Source organism: Acrocarpospora corrugata, assembly GCF_009687845.1.
GTDB classification, from domain to species: Bacteria; Actinomycetota; Actinomycetes; order Streptosporangiales; family Streptosporangiaceae; genus Acrocarpospora; species Acrocarpospora corrugata.
Genome location: NZ_BLAD01000060.1, coordinates 22,905 through 43,849, shown reverse-complemented (window position 1 = coordinate 43,849; position 20,945 = coordinate 22,905). Strand labels below are relative to the sequence as shown.

Genomic DNA, 20,945 nt, shown 5'->3' with positions numbered 1-20,945 from the left:
GAGCGGAATGACGACTGCGGCATCCCGTGTCAGCCACGAGGAACTCACCCGGCTACGGATGGCGCTCGGACGCCTGGGCCGGGTGCTCCGCCAGCAGAACGACGAAGGCCTGTCGTACGCGTTGATCTCCCTGCTCTTCAACGTGGCCCGCAACCAGCCCACCACAGCCGGCGACCTGGCCGCCACCGAGGGCGTCAGCCCGCCGTCGGTGACCCGCTCGCTGAACCGGCTGTTCGAACTCGGCCTGATCTCCCGCGAGCAGGACACGGTCGACCGCCGGGCCACCCTGATCCGGCTGACCAACGCCGGCATGCTGGAACGCGCCCGGATCCTGCGCAGCCGCGAGGTCTGGCTCTCCGGCCACCTGGACCGGCTCTCCCCCGACGAGGTGACCGCGCTGCTGCACGCGGTCCCCGTGCTGGAACGGCTCTGCGACCCAGAAACACCGTGACCGGGCCGCTCGCCGGGCTGCACATCCTGGACCTCTCGACCTACGTCGCGGGCCCGTCGGCGACGATGACCCTGGCCCAGCTGGGGGCGGACGTGGTCCGGGTGGACCCGATCGGCGGCGCGCCCGACCACCGCCGCTCCCCGCTGGCCCCGTCCGGCGCGAGCCTCTACTGGACCGGCCTGAACAAGGGCAAACGTTCGATCGAGATCGACCTGCGCGCCCCGGCGGGCCGCGAGCTGGTCTACGCCCTGCTGAACGTGCACGGCATCCTGGTCACCAACGCGCCCGCCACCGGCTGGCTCGGCCCCGACGCGCTGCGCGCCCGCCGTGCCGATCTCATCGCGGTACGGATCTCCGGCCACCCCGACGGCCGCCCCGCGGTCGACTACACCGTCAACGCCGAGGTCGGCCTGCCCTGGATCACCGGCCCGCCCGGCGGCCCGGTCAACCACGTGCTCCCGGCCTGGGACCTGCTGACCGGCCTGCACGCGGCGCTCGCCGTCGTCGCGGCCGAACGCGCGCGACGCCGTACGGGGGCGGGAAGCCTGATCGACATCAGCCTGTCCGACGTCGCCGCGGCCACCATGGGCCACCTCGGCTTCGTCGCCGACGTGGTGCTCAACGGCGCGGCCAGGGAACGCGACGGCAACTACCTGTACGGCGGCTACGGCACCGATTTCGGCACCGCCGACGGCCGCCGCGTCATGATCGTCGCGCTGACCGAACGCCACTGGCACTCCCTCGTCGACCTGACCGGCACCGGCAAGGTGATCGCCGCCCTGGAGGAGAACCTGGGCGAACGTTTCGCCGGGGAGCAGGCCCGCTACCGCCACCGCCACCTGATCACCGCGCTGCTCGCCCCGTGGTTCGCCCGGCACACCCTCGCCGACCTGACGCCCCGCCTGGACGCGAGCCAGGTCCTCTGGAGCGAATACCGCACCATCGCCGAATTCACCGCCACCCTGGGCCCGCTCTTCACCGAGATCGACCAGCCCGGCGCCGGCCGCTACCCCGTTCCCGGCCCGGTCGCCGGCGGCCAGGAACCCCGGCCCGCTCCGCTGCTCGGCCAGGACACCGCCGCCGTCCTGACCGGCTGGCTCGGCCTGGACGCCCCCGCCATCGCCGACCTGGCGACCCGCCGCGTCGTGCGATGAGAGCGCAACCGACCGCCGATCGGACTGAATGAGCAGCCCATCCCGCTGTTACCGGCTTGTTATTGACAAGCCTAATGTTAACGATAACAGTCATCCCCATGATGGACCCCTCTTCCCTGACCAGAATGGCCGCCATCGTCGCTCTCGCTGTCGGGCTCGCCGCCTGCGGTTCCAGCGAGAAGACAGTCGACCAGGAAGCCTCCGCCCCCGCCTCGGCCGGAAACGCGGGCGCCCTGGTCGGCGTCACCATGCCGACCAAGTCCTCCGAACGCTGGATCCACGACGGCGACAACGTCAAGGCCGGGCTAGAAAAGCTGGGCTACCAGGTCGACCTGCAGTACGCGGAGAACGACATCCCCACCCAGGTCAACCAGATCGAGAACCAGATCACCAAGGGCGCCAAGCTGCTGATCATCGCCTCGATCGACGGCACCGCGATCACCACCCAGCTGCAGGAGGCGGCGGACAAGAAGATCCCGGTCATCGCCTACGACCGGTTGATCCGCAACAGCCCGAACGTGGACTACTACGCCACCTTCGACAACTTCAAGGTGGGCGTGCAGCAGGCCACCTCGCTACTGACCGGCCTGAAGGTGCTGAACGCCGACGGCTCCGCGGGCGACGCGAAGGGCCCGTTCAACGTCGAACTGTTCGCCGGTTCCCCCGACGACAACAACGCCACCTTCTTCTTCAACGGCGCGATGTCCATCCTCAAGCCGCACATCGACAAGGGCACCCTGGTGGTGCGGAGCGGCCAGACCGACTTCAAGACCGTCGCCATCCTGCGCTGGGATCCGGCCACGGCGCAGAAGCGGATGGAGGACATCCTCACCAAGACCTACAGCGGCGGCGACCAGGTGGCGGGCGTGCTCTCGCCGTACGACGGGCTGTCGATCGGGATCCTGTCGGCGCTGAAGAGCAACGGCTACGGCACGTCCGGGCAGCCGTACCCGATCGTGACCGGGCAGGACGCCGAGCTGGCCTCGGTCAAGTCGATCATCGCGGACGAGCAGTACTCGACGATCTACAAGGACACCCGGCAGCTGGCCGACGTCACCGTGAAGATGACCGACGCCCTGCTCAAGGGCGGCACGCCCGAGGTGAACAACACCACCGACTACGAGAACGGCAACAAGGTCGTGCCGTCGTTCCTGCTCGAACCGATCATCGTGGACAAGGCCAACTACCAGCAGGCGCTGATCGACACCGGCTACTACCAGGCGTCGCAGCTCGGATGAGCGATGACATCCTGCGCATGCGCGCGATCACCAAGACCTTCCCCGGCGTACGGGCGCTGCACGACGTGAACCTGTCGGTGCGCCGGGGCGAGATCCACGCGATTTGCGGGGAGAACGGCGCCGGCAAGTCGACGTTGATGAAGGTGCTGTCGGGGGTGTACCCGCACGGGTCGTACGAGGGTGAGATCACCTTCGACGGCGCCCCCGGCCGGTTCGCCGACATCCGGGACAGCGAGCGGCGCGGGATCGTCATCATCCACCAGGAGCTCGCGCTCTGCCCGCAGCTGTCGATCGCGGAGAACATCTTCCTCGGCAACGAGCGGTCCAGGCGCGGCCTGGTGGACTGGAACCGCACCAACCACGAGGCCGGCCTGCTGCTGGAGCGGGTCGGCCTGCGGGAGCTCCCGGTCACCACGGTGGCCGACATCGGGGTCGGCAAGCAGCAGCTGGTCGAGATCGCCAAGGCGCTGGCCAAGGAGGTCCGGCTGCTCATCCTGGACGAGCCGACCGCGGCGCTCAACGACGAGGACTCGGCGCACCTGCTGGACCTGCTGCGCGGCCTGCGCGCCGAGGGCGTCACCTGCGTGATCATCTCCCACAAGCTGAACGAGGTCGCCTCGATCGCCGACTCGATCACCATCCTGCGGGACGGGAAGCTGATCGAGACCCTGGACCTGGCGACCGACCGGGTGACCGAGGACCGCATCATCTCCGGCATGGTCGGCCGCGACCTGGAACACCGGTTCCCGCCGCACGAGCCGGACATCGGCCGGGAAGCGCTGCGGATCGAGGACTGGACGGTGCACAGCCCGGTGCAGCGGGGGCGTGCCGTCGTCTCGGGGGCCACCCTGTCGGTGTGCCGCGGCGAGATCGTCGGGCTGGCCGGGCTGATGGGCGCGGGCCGTACCGAGCTGGCGATGAGCGTCTTCGGCCGCGCCTACGGCACGGACATCTCCGGCCGGATCTACCGCGACGGCAGGCAGGTCGAGATCCGGACGGTGCGCGACGCGATCCGGCACGGCATCGCGTACGCCACCGAGGACCGCAAACGCTACGGACTCAACCTGATCGAGGACATCAAACGCAACATCTCCGCCGCCGACCTGGGCCGGCTGGCCCGGCGCGGCTGGGTCGACGACAACGAGGAGTACCGCGTCGCCGACCAGTACCGCCACGACCTCGGCATCAAGGCGCCCAGCGTGCTCAGCGTCACCGGCAAGCTCAGCGGCGGCAACCAGCAGAAGGTCGTGCTGTCCAAGTGGATCTTCACGGACGCGGACGTGCTGATCCTGGACGAACCCACCCGCGGCATCGACGTCGGCGCCAAGTACGAGATCTACTCGATCATCAACCGGCTGGCCGACGCCGGGAAGGCGCTGCTGGTCATCTCCTCAGAACTGCCGGAACTCCTCGGCCTCTGCGACCGGATCTACACCCTGTCGGCCGGGCGCGTCACCGGCGAACTGGCCCGCGCCGACGCCACCCAGGAACGCCTCATGCAGCTGATGACCAAGGAACAGCCCCGATGACGACTTCCCTGCTCGGCCGGTCGCTGAACATCCGCCAGAGCGGCATCTACATCGCGTTCGCGCTGATCGTCGTGCTCTTCTCGATCCTGACCGACGGCGCTCTGCTGCAGCCGCAGAACATCTCCAACATCATCGTCCAGAACTCCTACATCCTGATCCTGTCCATCGGCATGATCCTGATCATCATCGCCGGTCACATCGACCTGTCGGTCGGCTCGGTGGTGGCCGTGACCGGCGCGATCGCCGCCGTCCTGATGGTCGAGTACGGCCTGCCCTGGCCGCTCGCCCTGGTGATCACCCTGATCGCGGGCGGCGTCATCGGCGCCTGGCAGGGCTACTGGATCGCCTACTACGGCATCCCCGCCTTCATCGTCACCCTGGCCGGCATGCTGCTGTTCCGCGCCCTCACCCTCACCGTCCTCGGCAACCAGGGCATCGGCCCCTTCCCCGATCCGGTACGGACGCTGTCCAACGGCTTCACCGACGGCTACCTGGGCAACATCGGCCTGGGCCCGCTCGGCGGCGCCGACCTGTTCAGCCTGATCGTCGGCGCCCTGGCCATCGCCGGCATGGCGGCCACCCAGTGGCGCGCCCGCGCCGCCCGCCTCGGCTACCGCCAGAGCGTCGACCCGCTCCCGGTCTTCCTGCTCAAACTCCTCACCGCCGCCGCCGTGATCATCGTCGTGGTGGTCCAGCTGGCCCGCTTCAAGAACCTGCCCTGGGTGCTGGTGCTGCTCGCCCTGCTGGTCCTGGCCTACTCCCTGCTCACCACCCGCGCCGTCTTCGGCCGCCAGATCTACGCCATCGGCGGCAACCTGCAGGCCGCCCAGCTCTCCGGGATCAACGTCCGCCAGGTCGTCTTCTGGATCTTCGTCAACATGGGCGTGCTGGCCGCCCTCGCCGGCGTCATCTTCGCCGGCCGCCTCAACCAGGCCGGCCCCACCGCCGGCAACGCCTTCGAGCTCGACGCCATCGCCGCCGCCTTCATCGGCGGCGCGGCCGTCCAGGGCGGTGTCGGCAAGGTCGTCGGCGCCATCACCGGCGGCCTCATCATGGGCGTCATCAACAACGGCATGTCCCTGATCGGCTCGCCGAGCGAGCGCGTCATGCTCGTGAAGGGCGTCGTGCTGCTCGCCGCGGTCGCCTTCGACGTCTGGACCAAACGCCGCGCCACGCGCTAGAGGTCCGATGAATCCTGGACCGATCGCACGCCACAGCTGGAGCGTCCACACCACGCATCCTCTTGCGTGCAGGTTGTACAGAAGTTTCCTCCGTATTTTTGAGTGTTGCGTTTGCGTATCGAATCCTGTCAAGATGACGCCAGCGGTCCGATGTTACGCGGCGATAACAGGATCCGCTTCGTGTCTCTTGGTGGCGTTTCTGTTGGCATGAAGCCCTCGATTCCGTTTCGCCGACTCGATCTCCGCCAGCGGGCGCGACGTGCGTGAACGATCCCTCAAAACGAAGGAGTTGCACGTGACCGTCTCGCGCCGGGGCTTCCTGGCCTCCGCAGTGACCGGATCCGCTCTCGCCGCCGCATCGTCGACCACGATGCTGTCGGCGCTGTCGAACGCGGCGAACGCGGCGAGCCCGCCAGGGGACGTGGTCGGGAAGATCACGGTGGGCTACCAGGGCTGGTTCGCCTGCAAGGGCGACGGCGCCCCGATCAACGCCTGGTGGCACTGGAGCGGCGCCAACAACCAGGTGGCGCCGTCGCCGGGCAACAACACGATCGTGGCCTGGCCGGACATGCGGGAGTTCACCAAGACGTACGTGACCGCGTACTCGAACCTGAACAACGGGCAGCCCGCCACCCTATTCTCCAGCTGGGACCAGCAGGTCGTGGACGCGCATTTCCGCTGGATGCGGGAGAACAACATCGACACGGCCGCTTTGCAGCGGTTCAACCCGAACGGGGGCGAAGGCCCGACCCGGGACGCGATGACGGTGAAGGTCCGCCAGGCGGCCGAGGCCAACGGCCGCAAGTGGTACGTCATGTACGACGTCACCAGCTGGACCAACATGCAGTCGGAGATCAAGGCCGACTGGCTGAACAAGATGTCGGCCCACCTGGCCTCCCCGATGTACGCCAGGCAGAACGGCAAGCCGGTCGTCTGCATCTGGGGCTTCGGCTTCAGCGAGCCGTCCCGCCCCTTCACGCCGGCCCCCTGCCTCGAAGTGGTCAACTGGTTCAAGGCCCAGGGCTGCTACGTGATCGGCGGAGTGCCCACCTACTGGCGGCAGGGCATCAACGACTCCCGTCCGGGCTTCATCGACGTCTACCGCGCCTTCAACATGATCTCGCCGTGGATGGTCGGCCGGATCAGCACCATCCAGGACGCCGACAACTTCTACACCAACCTCACCGTCCCCGACCAGGCCGAATGCAACGCCCGCGGGATCGACTACCAGCCCTGCGTGATGCCCGGCGAGGTGACCCGCCGGCACCGCGCGCACGGCGACTTCATGTGGCGGCAGTTCTACAACGTGATCCGCGCGGGCTGCCAGGGCATCTACATCTCGATGTTCGACGAGTTCAACGAGGGCAACCAGATCGCCAAGACCGCCGAGACGCTGGCGACCGTGCCGGCCAACTCCGGCCTGCTGGCCCTGGACGAGGACCGCACGTTCTGCTCCTCGGACTACTACCTGCGGCTCACCGGCGACGGCGGCCGCATGCTGAAGGGCCAGATCGCCCTCACCGCGGTCCGGCCGACGCCTCCGGTCGCGGGTGGCGGCGGCGACACCCAGGCCCCCACCGCCCCCGGCAACCTGCAGGTCACGGCCACGACGTCGACCAGCTTGACGCTGTCGTGGTCGGCCGCGTCCGACAACGTCGGGGTCACCGGCTACCAGGTGCGGCGCGGGACCACAGTGGTCGCCTCGCCTGCCAGCTCGCCGTTCACGGTCACGGGGCTGGCCGCGTCCACCGCGTACAGCTTCAACGTCACCGCCCGCGACGCGGCCGGGAACGTCTCCGCCCCCTCGAACACGGTCAACGTGACCACCCCGGCGGCGAGCGCGTTCGTGGCGCTGCGGGCCCGCGTCAACAGCCGTTTCGTCACGGCCGCGACCGGCGCGGCGCTGATCGCCAACGCCACCTCGGCCGGCACGGCCCAGCAGTTCGAGCGCGTCAACCTCGGCAACGGCAACATCGCGCTGCGCGCCCGCGCCAACAACCAGTACGTCTGCGCCGAGGCCGCCGGCGTCCAGGCGCTGATCGCCAACCGCGCCTCGGTCGGCCCCTGGGAGACCTTCGCGCTGGTCACCAACCCGAACGGCTCGGTCAGCCTGCGCGCCCAGGCCAACAACCAGTACGTCTGCGCCGAAGGCGCGGGCGCCCAGGCGCTGATCGCCAACCGGGCCGCGATCGGCGGGTGGGAGGAGTTCGACCTGGTCGCCACCTGATTCACGATTGTCGGCCGCGTTCCGTAACGTGGGTCACCGAGCGGCGGGCGGCGGAGCCCGCGTGACCTGGTGATTGGATCGCTGCTGTGGAGGCTTCGGTCGAGCGGCTGGTGTTCGTCCGGGAGGACGAGTTCACCATCGCCCGGATGGCCGCCGAGGGCGGGCCCGGTTTCATCGCGGCCGGGCGCGCCCTCGCCGGGATTCAGCCCGGCGAGACCCTGCGGCTGACCGGCGAATGGGCCGACCATGCGCGCCACGGCCGCCGCCTCGCCGTCACCGCGTGCGAGCGGATCACCCCGTCCACGGTCCCGGCCATCCGGGCGTATCTGGGCTCCGGCCTGATCCGCGGGATCGGCCCCCGGCTGGCGCAGGCGATCGTCGGCCACTTCGGCGAGGCCACGCTGACCGTGATCGACACCGAGCCTGACCGGCTGCGCGAGGTCATCAACATCGGCCCCGGCCGGCAGGCCCAGATCGTCGAGGCCTGGCAGGAGCAGCGGGCCATCGCCGCGCTGATGCTGGTCCTGCAGGGTTTCGCCGTCAGCCCGCTGCTCGCCGCCAAGATCTACCAGGTGTATGGCGAGCAGTCGGCCGAGGTGCTGGCCACCGATCCGTACCGGCTGATCGGCCAGGTCAGAGGGATCGGGTTCGGCATCGCGGACCGGATCGCGCTGCGTTCCGGGGTGCCCGAGCAGAGCCCGCAACGGGTCAAGGCGGCGATCGTGGACCGGCTGGAGTCAGCGGGGGCGCGGGCGGGCCACTGCTTCCTGCCGCTGACGGCGCTGCTGGCCGAGACGGCCGAGCTGATCGACCAGGATCGGGCGCTGATCCGCCGGTCGCTGGACGCGCTCACCGCCGAACGCCGGGTGGTCGTCGAGGCGCACTCGGGCCAGACGGTCGTCTATCCGAAGGAGCAGCACAGCCGGGAGGTGTCGCTGGCCGCGCAGCTGACCCGGCTGCTCCAGGCCAAGTCGCGGCTGCCGCTGCGGGCCTACGAGGAGGATCCACGGCTGCACGACGACCAGCGCGCCGCGATGACGCTCGCGCTGACCTGCACGGTCAGCATCCTCACCGGCGGCCCCGGCTGCGGCAAGAGCCACACCGTGCGGGCCATCGCGGCCACCGTCCGGGCCATGGGCGGCACGGTCACGCTCGCCGCGCCGACCGGGAAGGCCGCCAAACGGCTGTCGGAGCTGACCGGCCTGCCCGCGATGACCGTGCACCGCATGCTCGCGCACACCGCGCCCGACGACTCGCTGTTCCCCGACTCCCCCGCCGAGGCCGATCTGATCGTGGTCGACGAGGCGTCGATGCTGGACCTGCACCTGGCGACCAGGCTGCTGGCCGCCATCCCGACCGGCAGCCATCTGCTGCTGGTCGGCGACAGCGACCAGCTGCCGAGCATCGGCCCCGGCCGGATCCTGGCCGACCTGCTGGACGTGGCGGAGATCGCGCGGGTCCGGCTGACGCACGTGTTCCGCCAGGCCGGGGACAGCGGGATCATCCAGGCCGCGCACCGCATCCGGGCCGGTGAGCTGCCCGCGCTGCCGGGGCGCGGCGGCTTCTGGTTCGAGGAGGTCGACAGCCCCGAGGAGGTGGCGGAACGGGTGATCCACCTGGCCACGGTGGCGATCCCGCGCAAGCAGAACATCTCCCCCGGCCAGGTCCAGGTGCTCTGCCCGATGCGCAAGGGGACCACCGGAACGCTGGAGATCGGGCGCACCATCCAGGACCGGCTCAACCCGGCCCGCGACGAGCTGCCGGAACACTGGTCGGGTTCGTCGGTGTTCCGGCCCGGCGACCGGGTCATGCCGATCCGCAACAACTACGAGAAGAACGTCTTCAACGGGGAGACGGCCACGGTCACCGCCGTCCTGCCGCAGGACCGCCTGATCCGCCTCACCACCGACGACGGCCAGCCGGTCGAGTACGGCTTCGACGAGCTCGACGACCTGACCCACTGCTACGCGATCAGCGTGCACCGCGCCCAGGGCAGCGAGTATCCGTTCGTGGTGGCCCCGCTGGTCAACGAGGCGGGCGGCGTCATGCTGCGACGCCGCCTGCTGTACACGCTGGTCACCCGGGCCCGCTCCTGGGTCGTCCTGGTCGGCCAGCGCGACGCGCTCCGGCTGGCCGTCCGCCAGCTCGGCGGGCGGCGCAACACCGGTCTCACCCGCCGGGTGGCGGAACTCCAGCCGTAGCCCGTCCAACCGTGTCCAGGATCCGGGGGCGTCCGGGCGTGGGTTGCCGATCATTGCGGCATTGCCCGCTACCCCCATGGACAGGTGCAGATGATGAGAAGAATCCTCCTCGCGACTCTCGGCGTGGTGCTGTCGGCGGCGTTCCTCGCCGCGCCCGCGCGGGCGTCCACGGACACGACGCCGCCGTCCAAGCCGGCGGCGCCGACGTTCAGCAGTGTCACCACGACGGCGGCGAACGTGTTCTGGCCGGAGGCCACCGACAATGTCGGGGTCACGGGCTACTACCTGCAGCAGCTCGTCGGCGGCAGCTGGAGCACGATCAGGACGGTCGGGCCGGCCGATCGTTTCCAGCCGGTCACCGGGCTGACGGCGGGCACGCCGTACACGTTCGGGGTGATCGCCTTCGACGCGCAGGGCAACACCTCGGCCCGCTCGGATCCGGGAACTTTCACGACGCTGGCCCTCACCGCCACGCCGACCTGCCGGATCCAGGTCATCACGTTCAGCCCCGGTTTCCTGGCCAACATCACCATCGTCAACACCACGGCCACCGCCACCAGCGGCTGGACGATCCGGTTCAGTCTGCCCGCGACGGCGTCCGCGGGCAGCACATTCGGCGGCGTGCTGACCCGCGCCGGCGGCACCGGGACGATCACCCCGGCCGCGTACAACGCGGTGATCGCGCCGGGCGTCCAGGCGTTCGTCGGCTTCAGCGGCATGGCCACCCCGTTCACGCCGCCAAGCTCGTTCACGCTCAACGGCATCCCCTGCACGGTGTGAGATCGCGCGCGATCCGCGCGCGTGATTTCCTTCACCCATCGACGGCGCATCGGCTTGGCGGGTGGCGGAGGTCAGGACCCTGGCGGACCTCGCGCGGGTGCTGCGCGGGCTGCGACGGCGGCACGCGCGGCAGCGGGGCAGGCAGGAGCTGACCTACCGCGAACTGGCGGCGGCCACCGGCTGGTCGCACGGAATCATCGGCGAGTACCTGGCCGGCCGGGTCCTCCCGCCGACCGACCGATTCGACGCGCTCATCGCCCTGCTCGGCGCGACCCCCGCCGAGCAGGGCGCCCTCGCCACCGCCCGCGACCAGGTCGAGGAGGGCCGCCGCCGGGCCCTGCCCGCCGAACGCCCGGTCCCCCGCCAGCTCCCCCTCGACGTGTACGGTTTCACCGGCAGGACCGGCCAGCTCACCCTGCTGGACGCCCTGCTGGCCCGGGGAAGAACCGTGGTGATCTCCGCGGTCGCGGGCACGGCCGGGGTGGGCAAGACCGCGCTGGCCGTGCACTGGGCGCACCGGGCGGCGAAACGTTTCCCCGACGGGCAGCTCTACGTCGACCTTCGCGGCTACGACCCCGAGCGGCCGGTGCCCGCGGCCGACGCGCTGGCGGGATTCCTGCGCGGCCTGGGCGTGGCCGGGCCGGACATCCCGGATGGGCTTCCCGAACGCGCGGCCCTGTATCGGACGGTCGTGGCCGGGCGGCGGATGCTCGTCGTGCTGGACAACGCGTCCGGGGCCGACCATGTGCGCCCGCTGCTGCCGGGCAGCCCGTCCTGTTTCGTGGTGGTGACCAGCCGGGAGGATCTGGCCGGGCTGGTCGCGCGCGAAGGCGCCAGCCGGATCGAGCTGGACATGCTGGGCGCGGCGGAGGCGGTGGAGCTGCTGCGGACGCTGATCGGGGCGCGGGTGGAGGAGTCGCCGGTGGACGCGGCGGCGCTCGCGGAGAGCTGCGCGCGGCTGCCGCTGGCGCTGCGGATCGCCGCCGAACTCGCGGTGACGCGGCCGGAGGTGGCGCTGGCGAAGCTGGTCGCCGGGTTGCGGGACGAACAACGGCGGCTGGACCTGCTAGACGCGGCCGGCGATCCCCGTACGGCGGTGCGCGCGGTGTTCTCGTGGTCGTATCGGCAGCTCAGCGCGGACGCGGCGCGGCTGTTCGACCTGCTGGGACTGCATCCGGGACGGGACGCCGACGCGTACGCGGCCGCCGCCCTGCTCGGCACCGGGCTGGCGCGCGCCGGCCGCCTGGTCGACGAACTCGCCCGGGGTCACCTGCTGGAACACGCGGGTTCCGGCCGGTACACGATGCACGACCTGCTGCGCGCCTTCGCCGTCGAACACGCGACGGAGACGCACCCGGCGCTCACCCGGCTGTTCGACTACTACCGGTACGCGGCGGTCTCGGCGACAGCCGCGCTGTTTCCGTACGAGCGCGGGCGGCCCTCCCCCGCGGAGCCGGAAACGCCGATACCCGGCGATCTCGCCGGGTGGCTGGAGCGGGAACGGGCGAACCTCGTCGGGGTCGCCGTCTACACGGCCCGGCACGGCTGGCCGGGGCACTGCGTCGATCTGTCGCGTGCGCTCTGGCGGCATTTCGAGGTCGGCTGCCACTACCAGGAGGCGCTCACCGTGCACACGTGCGCCGCGCGGGCAGCCCTCGCGGCCGGCGAAGGGCGGGCGGCGGTGATGGCCAATCTGGGCGGGATCCACTGGTGGCTGGGCAACTTCCGGGAGGCCAGGACGTGGTTCGGGCAGGCGCTCGCCGCCGCGCGGGAGGCCGGGGATCTTGAGGCGGAGGCGCGCTCGCTGGGGCGGCTCGGCGTGGTGTCCGAGCGCCTCGGCGAACTGGCCGAGGCGCTGGAACAGCTGCGGGAGGCGCTGGCACTCTGCCGCCGTACCGGCAACCGGCACGGCGCGGGCACCCAGCTGATCAACATGGGCGCGCTGTACCGGCGGCTGGGCCGGCCAGAGGAAGCCGCCGACTGCCAGCTTGAGGCCGCCTCGGTCTTCGCCGAAGTCGGCGATCTGCGTCTGCGCGGCTACGCGCTCGGCAATCTCGGCGCACTGTACGGCCTGCTCGGGCGGCACGCCGACGCGCTCACCCACCTGGAACAAGCCCTCGCGAACTGCCGCGAATCCGGCGACCCGGGAGGCGAGGGCAGCGCGCTGGGCACGATGGGCGCGGTCTACCTCCGGCTGGAACGCCACCCCGAAGCTCTCGACCACCTGCATCGGGCCCTGGCCATCAGCCGCGAAACGGGCGACCGCAGCCTGGAGACCGAAACACTCAACACGCTAGGCGAGACCCTGCGCGCGATGGCCCAGCCGGACTCGGCCCTCGCCCGCCACCGGGCCGCGCACGCGCTGACCGAACAGACCGGCGACCAGTACGAGCACGCGCGGGCGCTCGAAGGCATCGCGCATGTCCAGCACGCCGCCGGCCGTACCGGCCAGGCCCGGGAGAACTGGCGGGCCGCGGCCGGCATCTACCGCCGGTTGGGCGTCCCGGAAGCCGGACGCGTCCTGGCCCTGCTCGACGGGCCGGGCGAGTAGACGGACGCGGCGATGTGGACGAACGAGCGGATGAGCGGGCCGCCGTCGTCGCTGTTGTGCGCCACGACCAGGCAGCTGGGCGGCATGTCGAGCAGCGGAACCGAGGTGAGCCCTTCGGGCAGGGCGTGGGTCAGCGGCGTGAGCCCGATCGCGCCGTTCCACAGGACGCCCTGCAGGCATTCGTGCACGGTTCTCACAACGGGCCCCTCACGCTGCGGGCCGCCGGGGGTGGTGGCGTTCCAGTACGCGCACCAGATGGGGTCGGCGCCGTCGGGCAGCCGGAACCAGCGGCGGCCGGCGAGATCGCCCAAACTCAGGGTGTCGCGGCCGGCGAGCGGGTCGTCGGTGCGCAGGACCACCCCGACAGGGTCGGATCGCAGCAGGTGAGTGGTGATGCCGGTGTCGTCGAACGGCGTACGGGTGAGGGCGACGTCGACGAGGCCGGCGCGGAGCCCGGTGGTCGGGTCGGTGAAGTCGGCCTCGCGGACGCGGATGTGCACCGCGGGGTGGCGTTCACGGTAGGCGGCGGCCAGCCGGGTGCCGACCTGTTCCGCGCTGTCGCCGAGCGTGCCGATGGTGAGAGTGGCGGCCCCGGCCGCCGCCGCGACCCGGTGGCGGACCCGATCGGCCTGTTCCAGCAGCGTGCGCGCTTCGTCGTAGAGCGCCGCCCCCGCCGCCGTGAGGGTCACCCCGGCAGGCGATCGGTGCAGCAGCACCGCGCCCAGGTCGGTCTCCAGTTGCTTGATCGCCCGGCTCAGCGGCGGCTGGGTCATGTGCAGGCGCGCGGCGGCACGGCCGAAGTGGAGCTCTTCGGCGACGGCCACGAAGTAGCGCAACAGGCGGAGGTCCATCAGCGGCGACGATACCCGCACGGTATCGGGGGCGGGGAATCGGTGTTGGACGCCGCCGCCCCCGCGGCGATGGACTCCGTCTATGACCGATTACGTGATGCCAGACCCCGTCGTGCAGGTCACGGATGTCCAGGAGCTTGCCCACGACCTGGTGGTGATCCCGAACCGGCGGGTGCAGCTGGTGCCGAACATCGGCGTCATCGGCGGCACCCACTCGGTCCTCGTGGTCGAGACCGGCCTGGGCCCGCGAAACGCCGAAACCGTGCTGGCCTTCGCGTCGGAGTTCGCCAGAGGACGCAGGCTGTACCTGACCACGACCCACTTTCACCCCGAGCACGCCTTCGGGGCGCAGACATTCACCGGCGAAGCGACCTTCCTGATCAACCGGGCGCAGGCCGAGGACCTGAAAGGAAAAGGCCCCGGCTACATCGAGATGTTCAAAGGTCTCGGCGAACCCGTCGCCCGCCAGCTCGACGGCGTCCGGCTGGCGACCCCCGACCTCGTGTACGACCACGAGCACACCCTGGACCTCGGCGGCAGAACAGTGGAACTACGCGCGACCGGCCAGGCCCACAGCAAGGGCGACCAGGTGATCACCGTCCCCGACGCCGGGGTGATGTTCACCGGCGACCTCGTGGAGTCCGGCCAGTTCGCCATCTTCCCGTGGTTCCCGCCATACGACACCGACGTGTCCGGCACCCGCTGGCTGGCGGTGATGCACCGCTTGGCCGAACAGAACCCCCGGCTGGTGGTCCCGGGCCACGGCGACATCGGCGGCCCCCACCTACTGGCCGACGTCCGTGACTACCTTCAACTCCTGCGCGACGAAACCTGGCTACGCCGCGATTCGGCCATGAGCGAGCAGACGATCATCGAAGAGGTGGAAGCCTTGATGCTCGCCGGGCATCCGCAGTGGGAGGGCCAGGACTGGATCGAGAAGGGCGTCGCCTGCCTGTGCGCGGAGCACACTGGGCAACAAGGGGTGTGACGTGGCAGGATTTCGCCTGTGACCAGCAATTCCGCCGCGGCGCAGCACCTGCGTGACCTCGCGCGGATGCGCCGTGTCCGCGACCGGATCGATCGGGAGTACGCGCAGCCGCTGGACGTCGAGGCGCTGGCCCGGGGGGTCAACATGTCGTCCGGGCATCTCAGCCGCGAGTTCAAACAGGCGTATGGCGAGTCGCCGTACGCCTATCTGATGACGCGGCGGATCGAGCGTGCGATGGCGCTGCTGCGCCGGGGGGACCTGAGCGTCACCGAGGTATGTTTCGCGGTCGGCTGTTCTTCGCTGGGCACTTTCAGCACCCGCTTCACCGAGCTGGTCGGGGTTCCGCCCAGCGTCTACCGGCGCCACGCGGCGCGTGCGACGGCCGGGATGCCGTCCTGCGTCGCGAAACAGGTGACCAGGCCGATCAGGAATCGAGAAGCGCCGGTTACCGAGCCGCAACTAGCGTGACGGTCATGGACATCACCATTCACCAGACCTTCCTCCCGCACGAAGACCCGGATGCCTCCCTGGCCTTCTACCGCGACACCCTCGGCTTCGAGGTGCGCGGCGACGTCGGGTACGGCGGGATGCGCTGGATCACGGTCGGCCCCGCCAATTGGCCCGGCACCTCCATCGTCCTGCACCCGCCGGCCGCCGACCCCGGCATCACCGATGACGAGCGCCGCACCATCGCCGAGATGATGGCCAAGGGCAGCTACGCCTCCATCATCCTGGCCACCGCCGACCTCGACGGCACCTTCGACCAGGTGCAGGCCGGCGGCGCCGAGGTCGTCCAGGAGCCGACCGAGCAGCCGTACGGCGTTCGCGACTGCGCCTTCCGCGATCCGGCGGGCAACATGATCCGCATCCAGGAACGCCGCTGAGCCGATCAGGAACCCGGCCGGTCGGTGTCGACGGCCGAGCGTAGCGCGCCGACCACGGTGGCGATCTCAGCCAGGAGGCCGGCCACGGTAGTCCGGTCGCCTCCGTTGATCGACACCGTGCGCAGTTCGTCCGGCTTGGGGAGCTTCGCCATGATCTCGGGCAGCGAACCGATCAGCATGGCCTGCAGGCTGGTCGGGGTCTGCTGGTTCTCGATTTCGGCCCGCAGCCGCGCGCGTTCCACTTCCAGCAGCGCCCGATGGTGGTCGAACTGCGCCTGGGAGTGGGCCAGCCCCAGCGTGCCGTCCAGCTCCAGGCGTTTGAGCTCCTGCTCCCGCTCGATCCTGAGCCTGCCGGTCTCGGCCTCCTCGGCGTGCCGTTCGCGCTCCATCCGCAGCGTGTGCCGGGTGGTCTCGGTCTCCAGCTCCGACATCGCCCTGGCGTCGTCGTGCTCCCGCTCGGTGCGCCGCAGCCGCTCGGCCGCCTCGGTGTCGAACTGCCACGCCTCGTTGCGGGCGCGCAGCTCGGCGAGCTCCCGCTCGTACCCCAGGCGCTGGGTCTCCTTGAGCCGCTCGGTCGCCATCTCCCGCTGGGCGATGGCCTCCTCGGCCTGCAACTCGGCCAGCCGGGCGATCTGACCCTGTTCGGCCCGGTACGGCTTCTGCAGGTTCTCCCACAGCCGCGACGAGCTGACGACGGCCTCCTTGATCTGGACCGTGACGATGCGCAGGCCGAGCCCCTGGTCGCTGTCGCCCTCGCCCTCGGCCACCGCGCGCAGCCGCGCGGTCAGCTCCTCGATGATGGGCTGCTTGTCGCTGAGCACGTCACGGACGCCCATGGTGGCGACCTTGTCCTTGATCGCCGCCTCCGCCTGCTCCCGCAACTGGAGGTTGACCAGTCGCATCGGGTCGTCCGGGTCGCTGAAGTCCAGCTTGCGGTAGGCGATGCCGAAGTCCTGCGTGATCCACTGCACGTAGCCCTGCACCAGCACGCCCTGCAACTCCCGGCAGATGCAGTACGCGTTGATCAGGATGGTCTGGGTCGCCCCCGGCACCACCAGGAAGGAATCGGTGGCGGGGTTGAAGCGGAACGACTCCCCGAGCCCGATGTGCAGCGGCTTCGCCCGGCCGCGCCGGGTGTGCACCACGAACGCGTTGGGCGGCACGAGCACGTTCTTCCAGCGCCAGAAGCCGGTGATCCGCACATCCACCGGCCCCGGCGTCAGCTTCTCGGGCGCGGCCCCGCCAAGCGCCCGATCGCGCTTGGCCAGCGGACTCGGCCGCCTCACGGCCGGACTCGCCGGGGGCATCGCCGCCCCGGGCGCGGCAGCGTTGCGGCGCGCCCTGAGATCATCCTCAAGCACCGCCTGCTGCGCGACGACTTGCTCCAAATAGGCGTTGCCTCTGTCGGCGGCGCTCATGATCCCCTCCGGCCCTTCGTGATCGCCGCTGAGTCTCGCCTAACCCGCCGAGTCACCGCAACCGCCGATGGACGCCCTTCACCGGGCGGTCGCCCGGTGAGGTGTGGCGTTGTACCGCAGGCCGTCGACGAGCAGGACGATGAGCCGGTTCGCTCGCTCCCCGGTGCCGGGTTGGCTGTTGGCGAGGCTGACGCCGCTGAGGCCGTTGGCCAGATCCTCGGACGAGGCGTCGGCGCGGATGACGCCGGCACGCTGACCGGCCTCGATGAGCTGGCCGAGGGCGGCGTAGACGCGGTCGTGGCTGTCCTGCACGGCCGTCGCGTCGGTGCTGGTGACGATGGATTTGAGGGCCAGCGCCATCCCGGGCTTGCCTGCCACCTAGCCGACGAACCGCTGCATCCAGACCACCAGGGCCTCGTCGGCCGGCCTGGCGGCCAGCAGGTCGTCGACGCCGTCGCAGAGCAGTTCGATCTCGCGAAGGTAGGCGCCGGTGATGAGCGCCTCCCGGGTGGGGAAGTGCCGGTAGAGTCACGGACCGACCACTCTGACCACGATCCTCCCCGGCGCGGTCTTCGGCCCGATCCTGACCGCCGCCAATCTCGGCTCGGTTCAGATCGTCGCGCGCATGATCGGCGGCGGACTCCCGGGCAGCCCGCGCATCGGGCTGGAGATCGTCGACGTGCGCGACCTCGCCGACATCCACATCCGCGCCATGACCGCACCGGAAGCGGCCGGGCAACGATTCCTCGCCACCGGCGAGTTCACCTGGATGCGCCAGATGGCGACCATCCTGCGCGACGGCCTCGGAGACGCGGGATCAAAGGTCCCCACCCGCCAGCTTCCCGACTTCCTCGTCCGCCTCACCGCGATCTTCGACAAACCCCTGCGCTCGATCACCGTCTCTCTGGGACGCCGCAACCGCCACAGCACCGAAAAGGCCGAAAACGTCCTCGGCTGGCGACCCCGGCCCGCCGCCCAGACCATCCTCGACTGCGCCCGCAGCCTGCTCGCCCACGACATGATCTGACCCGTTCCCGCGCGATTCGAGTGGTCACTGCACCAGCGTGCCCCGGAGGCTACGGCGGGCCTGCGCGTCGCGCGTGGTCTCGACGACGATGAGGGCGGTCAGGATGGCCACCGAACCGCCCAGCCCGGCGAGCGGCGGAAGGGCGATGGAGGCAGGCAGGGCGGCGAGGAGCACGCCGGTCGCCACCAGCCGCGGCCGGCTCAGCGCGCCGTGCATGCGGCGCTCGAACAGCAGATGCCCGGCCAGGTACAGCGCGAGGCCGCCGAAGAGCGGAAGCGCGTAGAAGGCGCCCAGCGGCTCGCCCTCCCCGGCGTGCGCCAGCACGCCCTCAACGCCGAGGGCGGCCAGCACGATGCCGGCCACGACGGGAAAATGCCCGTACGTGTACGCCTCGACCGCCAGGTTGACCCGGGCCCTGCCGCGCGCCTCGACGAGCCGGTGCTCGGCCGCCAGTGACACCACGTCGAAGTACAGCCACCACAGGCAGACGGCGACGGCGACGCCGAGAATGGCCGCGAAACAGCAGCGGCGTGCTGATGGGCCGGTCGGCGGCGCCGCCGCCGATGGCGACGACCGACTCGCCGATGGCCAGGATGATGAACAGGCCGTGGCGTTCGGTCAGGTGCATCGGGCTGTGCAGCCGCCAGCCGCCACGCCTGGCGGTGAGATAGATGCCGAGCCAGTCCACCAGGAGGGCGACGGTGAACAGCAGCGTCTGGGTCCAGCCGCCCAGCAGCACCCCGGCCACCAGCAGCGCCGCACCCCCAGCCATCGGCAGCCAGGTGATCACAACCTGGTGCCGCAGCCCGGCGTCGCCGGTGGCGGCCACGGCGTAGACCGTGAGGTGCACGCAGCGGACCAGCAGGTAGGCGCACACCAGCACCAGAGGGCCGTTCAGGCCGCCGGGGCTGTCGCGCCACGCCTCGGGAATGGTCAGGGCGACCACGAACATGGCCGCCATCGCGACGACCATCCCCGCCCGCACGAAACCCTCGTCGGCACGCGAATGGTTTCCCAGCCAGGTGTAGCCCGACCAGGTCCCCCACAGCAGCGCCAGCATCAGCAGGCCCCGCAGTACGCCGTGCGCGCTGTGCTCATTCGCCATGTAGCCGGTGACCTGCGTCACCGCGAAGACATAGACCAGGTCGAAGAACAGCTCGAAGGGAGTCGCCCGATGGTTCTCGCCGGTGGGGCGGACGCCCTGTCCCACCTTGGCCTGACGCTGCTCGACCACGGCCCTCCTCCAAATCCACTTGGAGCGTAGGGCCGGGGCGACAAAGCGGACGACTCCCCCGTGGAGCTAGGAAGGCTTGTTCCAGTCGTCCGCCGAATCGATTTTGAAGCCCGGGAGATATCTCACCGGCGAGCAGCGCTTGCCCGGCTTGCTCTTGGTGCCCTCACACGCCTGGACGGTGACGTAGAGAACCCACTTCTTGTCCACCGCGAAGTGGAACCCCTTCCACTTGCTGCCGCAGTTCCTGGCTGTTTCGCGCATGACGCCGGAACCGAGAACCGAATACTCAAGCCGTACCCAGCCGCACAGGTTCTTCTTGTTCACGCGAAGCCGGCCCTTCACGCGGGTCTCGACACGCGTGCCTTCCTGGTACTCCCAGCTGGTGCCTCGTGCCTCAACGGTCTTCCCCTTGGTGTGGACCGCCGGCCACGCCTTCGCCGGCCACGCGTGGCCGGGGTCACCGGCGGCGGAAGCCGCGGACCATGGGAGGAGCGCGCTGACCACTACGGCGAGAATCATTGCGAAACGGCGCATGGATGGGTCCTTTTCACCCTCAGAATTCCCCACGCCGATTTGATCACAACCCGGGCAGATCCGGAGAAAATCTATCGAGCTTCCCTTGCCGGTAGCGCAGCGCGTCCATCATCAGATCGATGAGCCGTCCCGCCTGATCGCGTTGTGAGGTCTCGCCCGCCGCGAGGGAGATGCCGCTCAGGCCGATCAGCACGTCGGCGGCCTCGATGTCGCCGCGGATGTCACCCGCCGCGGCGGCGTCCAGCAATCGCGCGACGGCGTCGCCGAGCAGGCTGCGGCTCTGCGCGTACGGATCGCCGCCGGAGGCGATGACCGCCCGCAGCGCGTCGGCCATACCGATCTTGGTGGTCATGTAGTCGATGAACCGATGCATCCAGGTGTGGAGGGCCTCGATCGGCGGCGCCTTCGCCAGCAGTTCCGGGACCGCGTCGCACACCGCCGCCAGTTCGTTGCGGTAGGCGGCCTCGATCAGCGCCTCGCGGGTGGGGAAATGCCGGTAAAGCGTGCCGATTCCGACCCCCGCCTCTACGAAGCCACGGGCACGACCGACCCCGATGTCCGTGAGTGCGTCAACCCGTATGCCCTCGATCCCGGGAACGCCGCGCGTCTCTGGGAGGTCTCGCTCAGCATGCTCGCCGGCTGAAGTCGCCTGGGGTGGCGGGCCACGATCCGGTCTTCTGAACCGTGGCCCGCCGGG

At 70.3% G+C, this 20,945-nt stretch carries 20 protein-coding genes and 1 pseudogene; 14 read left to right on the top strand and 7 right to left on the bottom strand.

Annotated features, from left to right (window positions below):
• The first annotated feature begins 7 nt into the window (after positions 1–7).
• From Acor_RS23250 to Acor_RS23210, 9 genes are all read left to right on the top strand, one after another.
• Positions 8–451, top strand: coding sequence for a MarR family winged helix-turn-helix transcriptional regulator (locus Acor_RS23250; RefSeq protein ID WP_174876192.1), 444 nt, complete (start codon positions 8–10; stop codon positions 449–451).
• On the top strand, positions 448–1,605 hold the full coding sequence (locus Acor_RS23245) for a CoA transferase (protein WP_174876191.1): 1,158 nt from the start codon (positions 448–450) through the stop codon (positions 1,603–1,605). The genes Acor_RS23250 and Acor_RS23245 overlap by 4 nt, the downstream gene beginning before the upstream one ends.
• Positions 1,606–1,703: 98 nt before the next feature.
• Positions 1,704–2,843 (top strand): multiple monosaccharide ABC transporter substrate-binding protein, encoded by a 1,140-nt coding sequence (chvE, locus tag Acor_RS23240; RefSeq protein WP_281353251.1) that lies wholly within the window; start codon positions 1,704–1,706, stop codon positions 2,841–2,843.
• Positions 2,840–4,372, top strand: a complete 1,533-nt coding sequence (mmsA, locus tag Acor_RS23235; protein WP_155338836.1) for a multiple monosaccharide ABC transporter ATP-binding protein — start codon at positions 2,840–2,842, stop codon at positions 4,370–4,372. Before chvE ends, mmsA begins: the two co-directional genes overlap by 4 nt.
• Positions 4,369–5,553: a multiple monosaccharide ABC transporter permease gene (gene mmsB, locus Acor_RS23230; protein WP_155338835.1), complete on the top strand. Its 1,185-nt coding sequence runs from the start codon at positions 4,369–4,371 to the stop codon at positions 5,551–5,553. The genes mmsA and mmsB overlap by 4 nt, the downstream gene beginning before the upstream one ends.
• A gap of 295 nt (positions 5,554–5,848) precedes the next feature.
• Entirely contained in the window at positions 5,849–7,780 is a 1,932-nt protein-coding gene (locus Acor_RS44600; RefSeq protein ID WP_155338834.1) for a fibronectin type III domain-containing protein, read from the top strand.
• An 86-nt stretch (positions 7,781–7,866) separates the two neighbouring features.
• Positions 7,867–9,981: an SF1B family DNA helicase RecD2 gene (recD2, locus tag Acor_RS23220; protein WP_246239011.1), complete on the top strand. Its 2,115-nt coding sequence runs from the start codon at positions 7,867–7,869 to the stop codon at positions 9,979–9,981.
• 90 nt (positions 9,982–10,071) lie between these two features.
• On the top strand, positions 10,072–10,761 hold the full coding sequence (locus tag Acor_RS23215; protein WP_155338833.1) for a cellulose binding domain-containing protein: 690 nt from the start codon (positions 10,072–10,074) through the stop codon (positions 10,759–10,761).
• Between the two features lie 61 nt (positions 10,762–10,822).
• On the top strand, positions 10,823–13,312 hold the full coding sequence (locus Acor_RS23210; protein WP_155338832.1) for an ATP-binding protein: 2,490 nt from the start codon (positions 10,823–10,825) through the stop codon (positions 13,310–13,312).
• Here Acor_RS23210 and Acor_RS23205 read toward each other — a convergent pair.
• Entirely contained in the window at positions 13,246–14,163 is a 918-nt protein-coding gene (locus Acor_RS23205; RefSeq protein WP_155338831.1) for a LysR family transcriptional regulator, read from the bottom strand. The two genes, Acor_RS23210 and Acor_RS23205, sit on opposite strands and share 67 nt — an antisense overlap.
• 82 nt (positions 14,164–14,245) lie before the next feature.
• On the opposite strand from Acor_RS23205, the gene Acor_RS23200 reads away from it, so the two are divergent.
• From Acor_RS23200 to Acor_RS23190, 3 genes are all read left to right on the top strand, one after another.
• Positions 14,246–15,151, top strand: coding sequence for an MBL fold metallo-hydrolase (locus tag Acor_RS23200; RefSeq protein ID WP_155338830.1), 906 nt, complete (start codon positions 14,246–14,248; stop codon positions 15,149–15,151).
• A gap of 66 nt (positions 15,152–15,217) precedes the next feature.
• On the top strand, positions 15,218–15,619 hold the full coding sequence (locus Acor_RS23195) for a helix-turn-helix transcriptional regulator (RefSeq protein WP_218034437.1): 402 nt from the start codon (positions 15,218–15,220) through the stop codon (positions 15,617–15,619).
• Positions 15,620–15,624: 5 nt separating this feature from the next.
• A complete protein-coding gene (locus tag Acor_RS23190; protein WP_155338828.1) occupies positions 15,625–16,035 on the top strand; it encodes a VOC family protein in 411 nt (136 codons plus the stop codon).
• A gap of 5 nt (positions 16,036–16,040) precedes the next feature.
• On the opposite strand, the gene Acor_RS23185 is transcribed toward Acor_RS23190, so the two are convergent.
• Entirely contained in the window at positions 16,041–17,453 is a 1,413-nt protein-coding gene (locus Acor_RS23185) for an SPFH domain-containing protein (protein ID WP_155338827.1), read from the bottom strand.
• A gap of 78 nt (positions 17,454–17,531) precedes the next feature.
• A complete protein-coding gene (locus tag Acor_RS23180; protein WP_155338826.1) occupies positions 17,532–17,831 on the bottom strand; it encodes an SbtR family transcriptional regulator in 300 nt (99 codons plus the stop codon).
• A 247-nt stretch (positions 17,832–18,078) separates the two neighbouring features.
• Between Acor_RS23180 and Acor_RS23175 the strand changes: the two genes are divergently transcribed.
• On the top strand, positions 18,079–18,480 hold the full coding sequence (locus Acor_RS23175; protein WP_218034432.1) for a Rossmann-fold NAD(P)-binding domain-containing protein: 402 nt from the start codon (positions 18,079–18,081) through the stop codon (positions 18,478–18,480).
• Positions 18,481–18,504: 24 nt separating this feature from the next.
• On the opposite strand, the gene Acor_RS45530 is transcribed toward Acor_RS23175, so the two are convergent.
• From Acor_RS45530 to Acor_RS23160, 4 genes and pseudogenes are all read right to left on the bottom strand, one after another.
• On the bottom strand, positions 18,505–18,939 hold the full coding sequence (locus tag Acor_RS45530; RefSeq protein WP_422664828.1) for a low temperature requirement protein A: 435 nt from the start codon (positions 18,937–18,939) through the stop codon (positions 18,505–18,507).
• A gap of 121 nt (positions 18,940–19,060) precedes the next feature.
• Positions 19,061–19,606 (bottom strand): annotated as a pseudogene (locus Acor_RS45525) (low temperature requirement protein A); the annotation flags it as partial.
• A 174-nt stretch (positions 19,607–19,780) separates the two neighbouring features.
• On the bottom strand, positions 19,781–20,248 hold the full coding sequence (locus tag Acor_RS23165) for a hypothetical protein (RefSeq protein WP_155338825.1): 468 nt from the start codon (positions 20,246–20,248) through the stop codon (positions 19,781–19,783).
• A gap of 43 nt (positions 20,249–20,291) precedes the next feature.
• The gene (locus Acor_RS23160; protein ID WP_422664829.1) at positions 20,292–20,759 is read right to left on the bottom strand and encodes a TetR/AcrR family transcriptional regulator; all 468 of its coding nucleotides are present in this window, start codon (positions 20,757–20,759) and stop codon (positions 20,292–20,294) included.
• Between Acor_RS23160 and Acor_RS44590 the strand changes: the two genes are divergently transcribed.
• The gene (locus Acor_RS44590; protein ID WP_246239007.1) at positions 20,739–20,891 is read left to right on the top strand and encodes a hypothetical protein; all 153 of its coding nucleotides are present in this window, start codon (positions 20,739–20,741) and stop codon (positions 20,889–20,891) included. The genes Acor_RS23160 and Acor_RS44590 overlap by 21 nt on opposite strands.
• Positions 20,892–20,945: the final 54 nt, after the last annotated feature.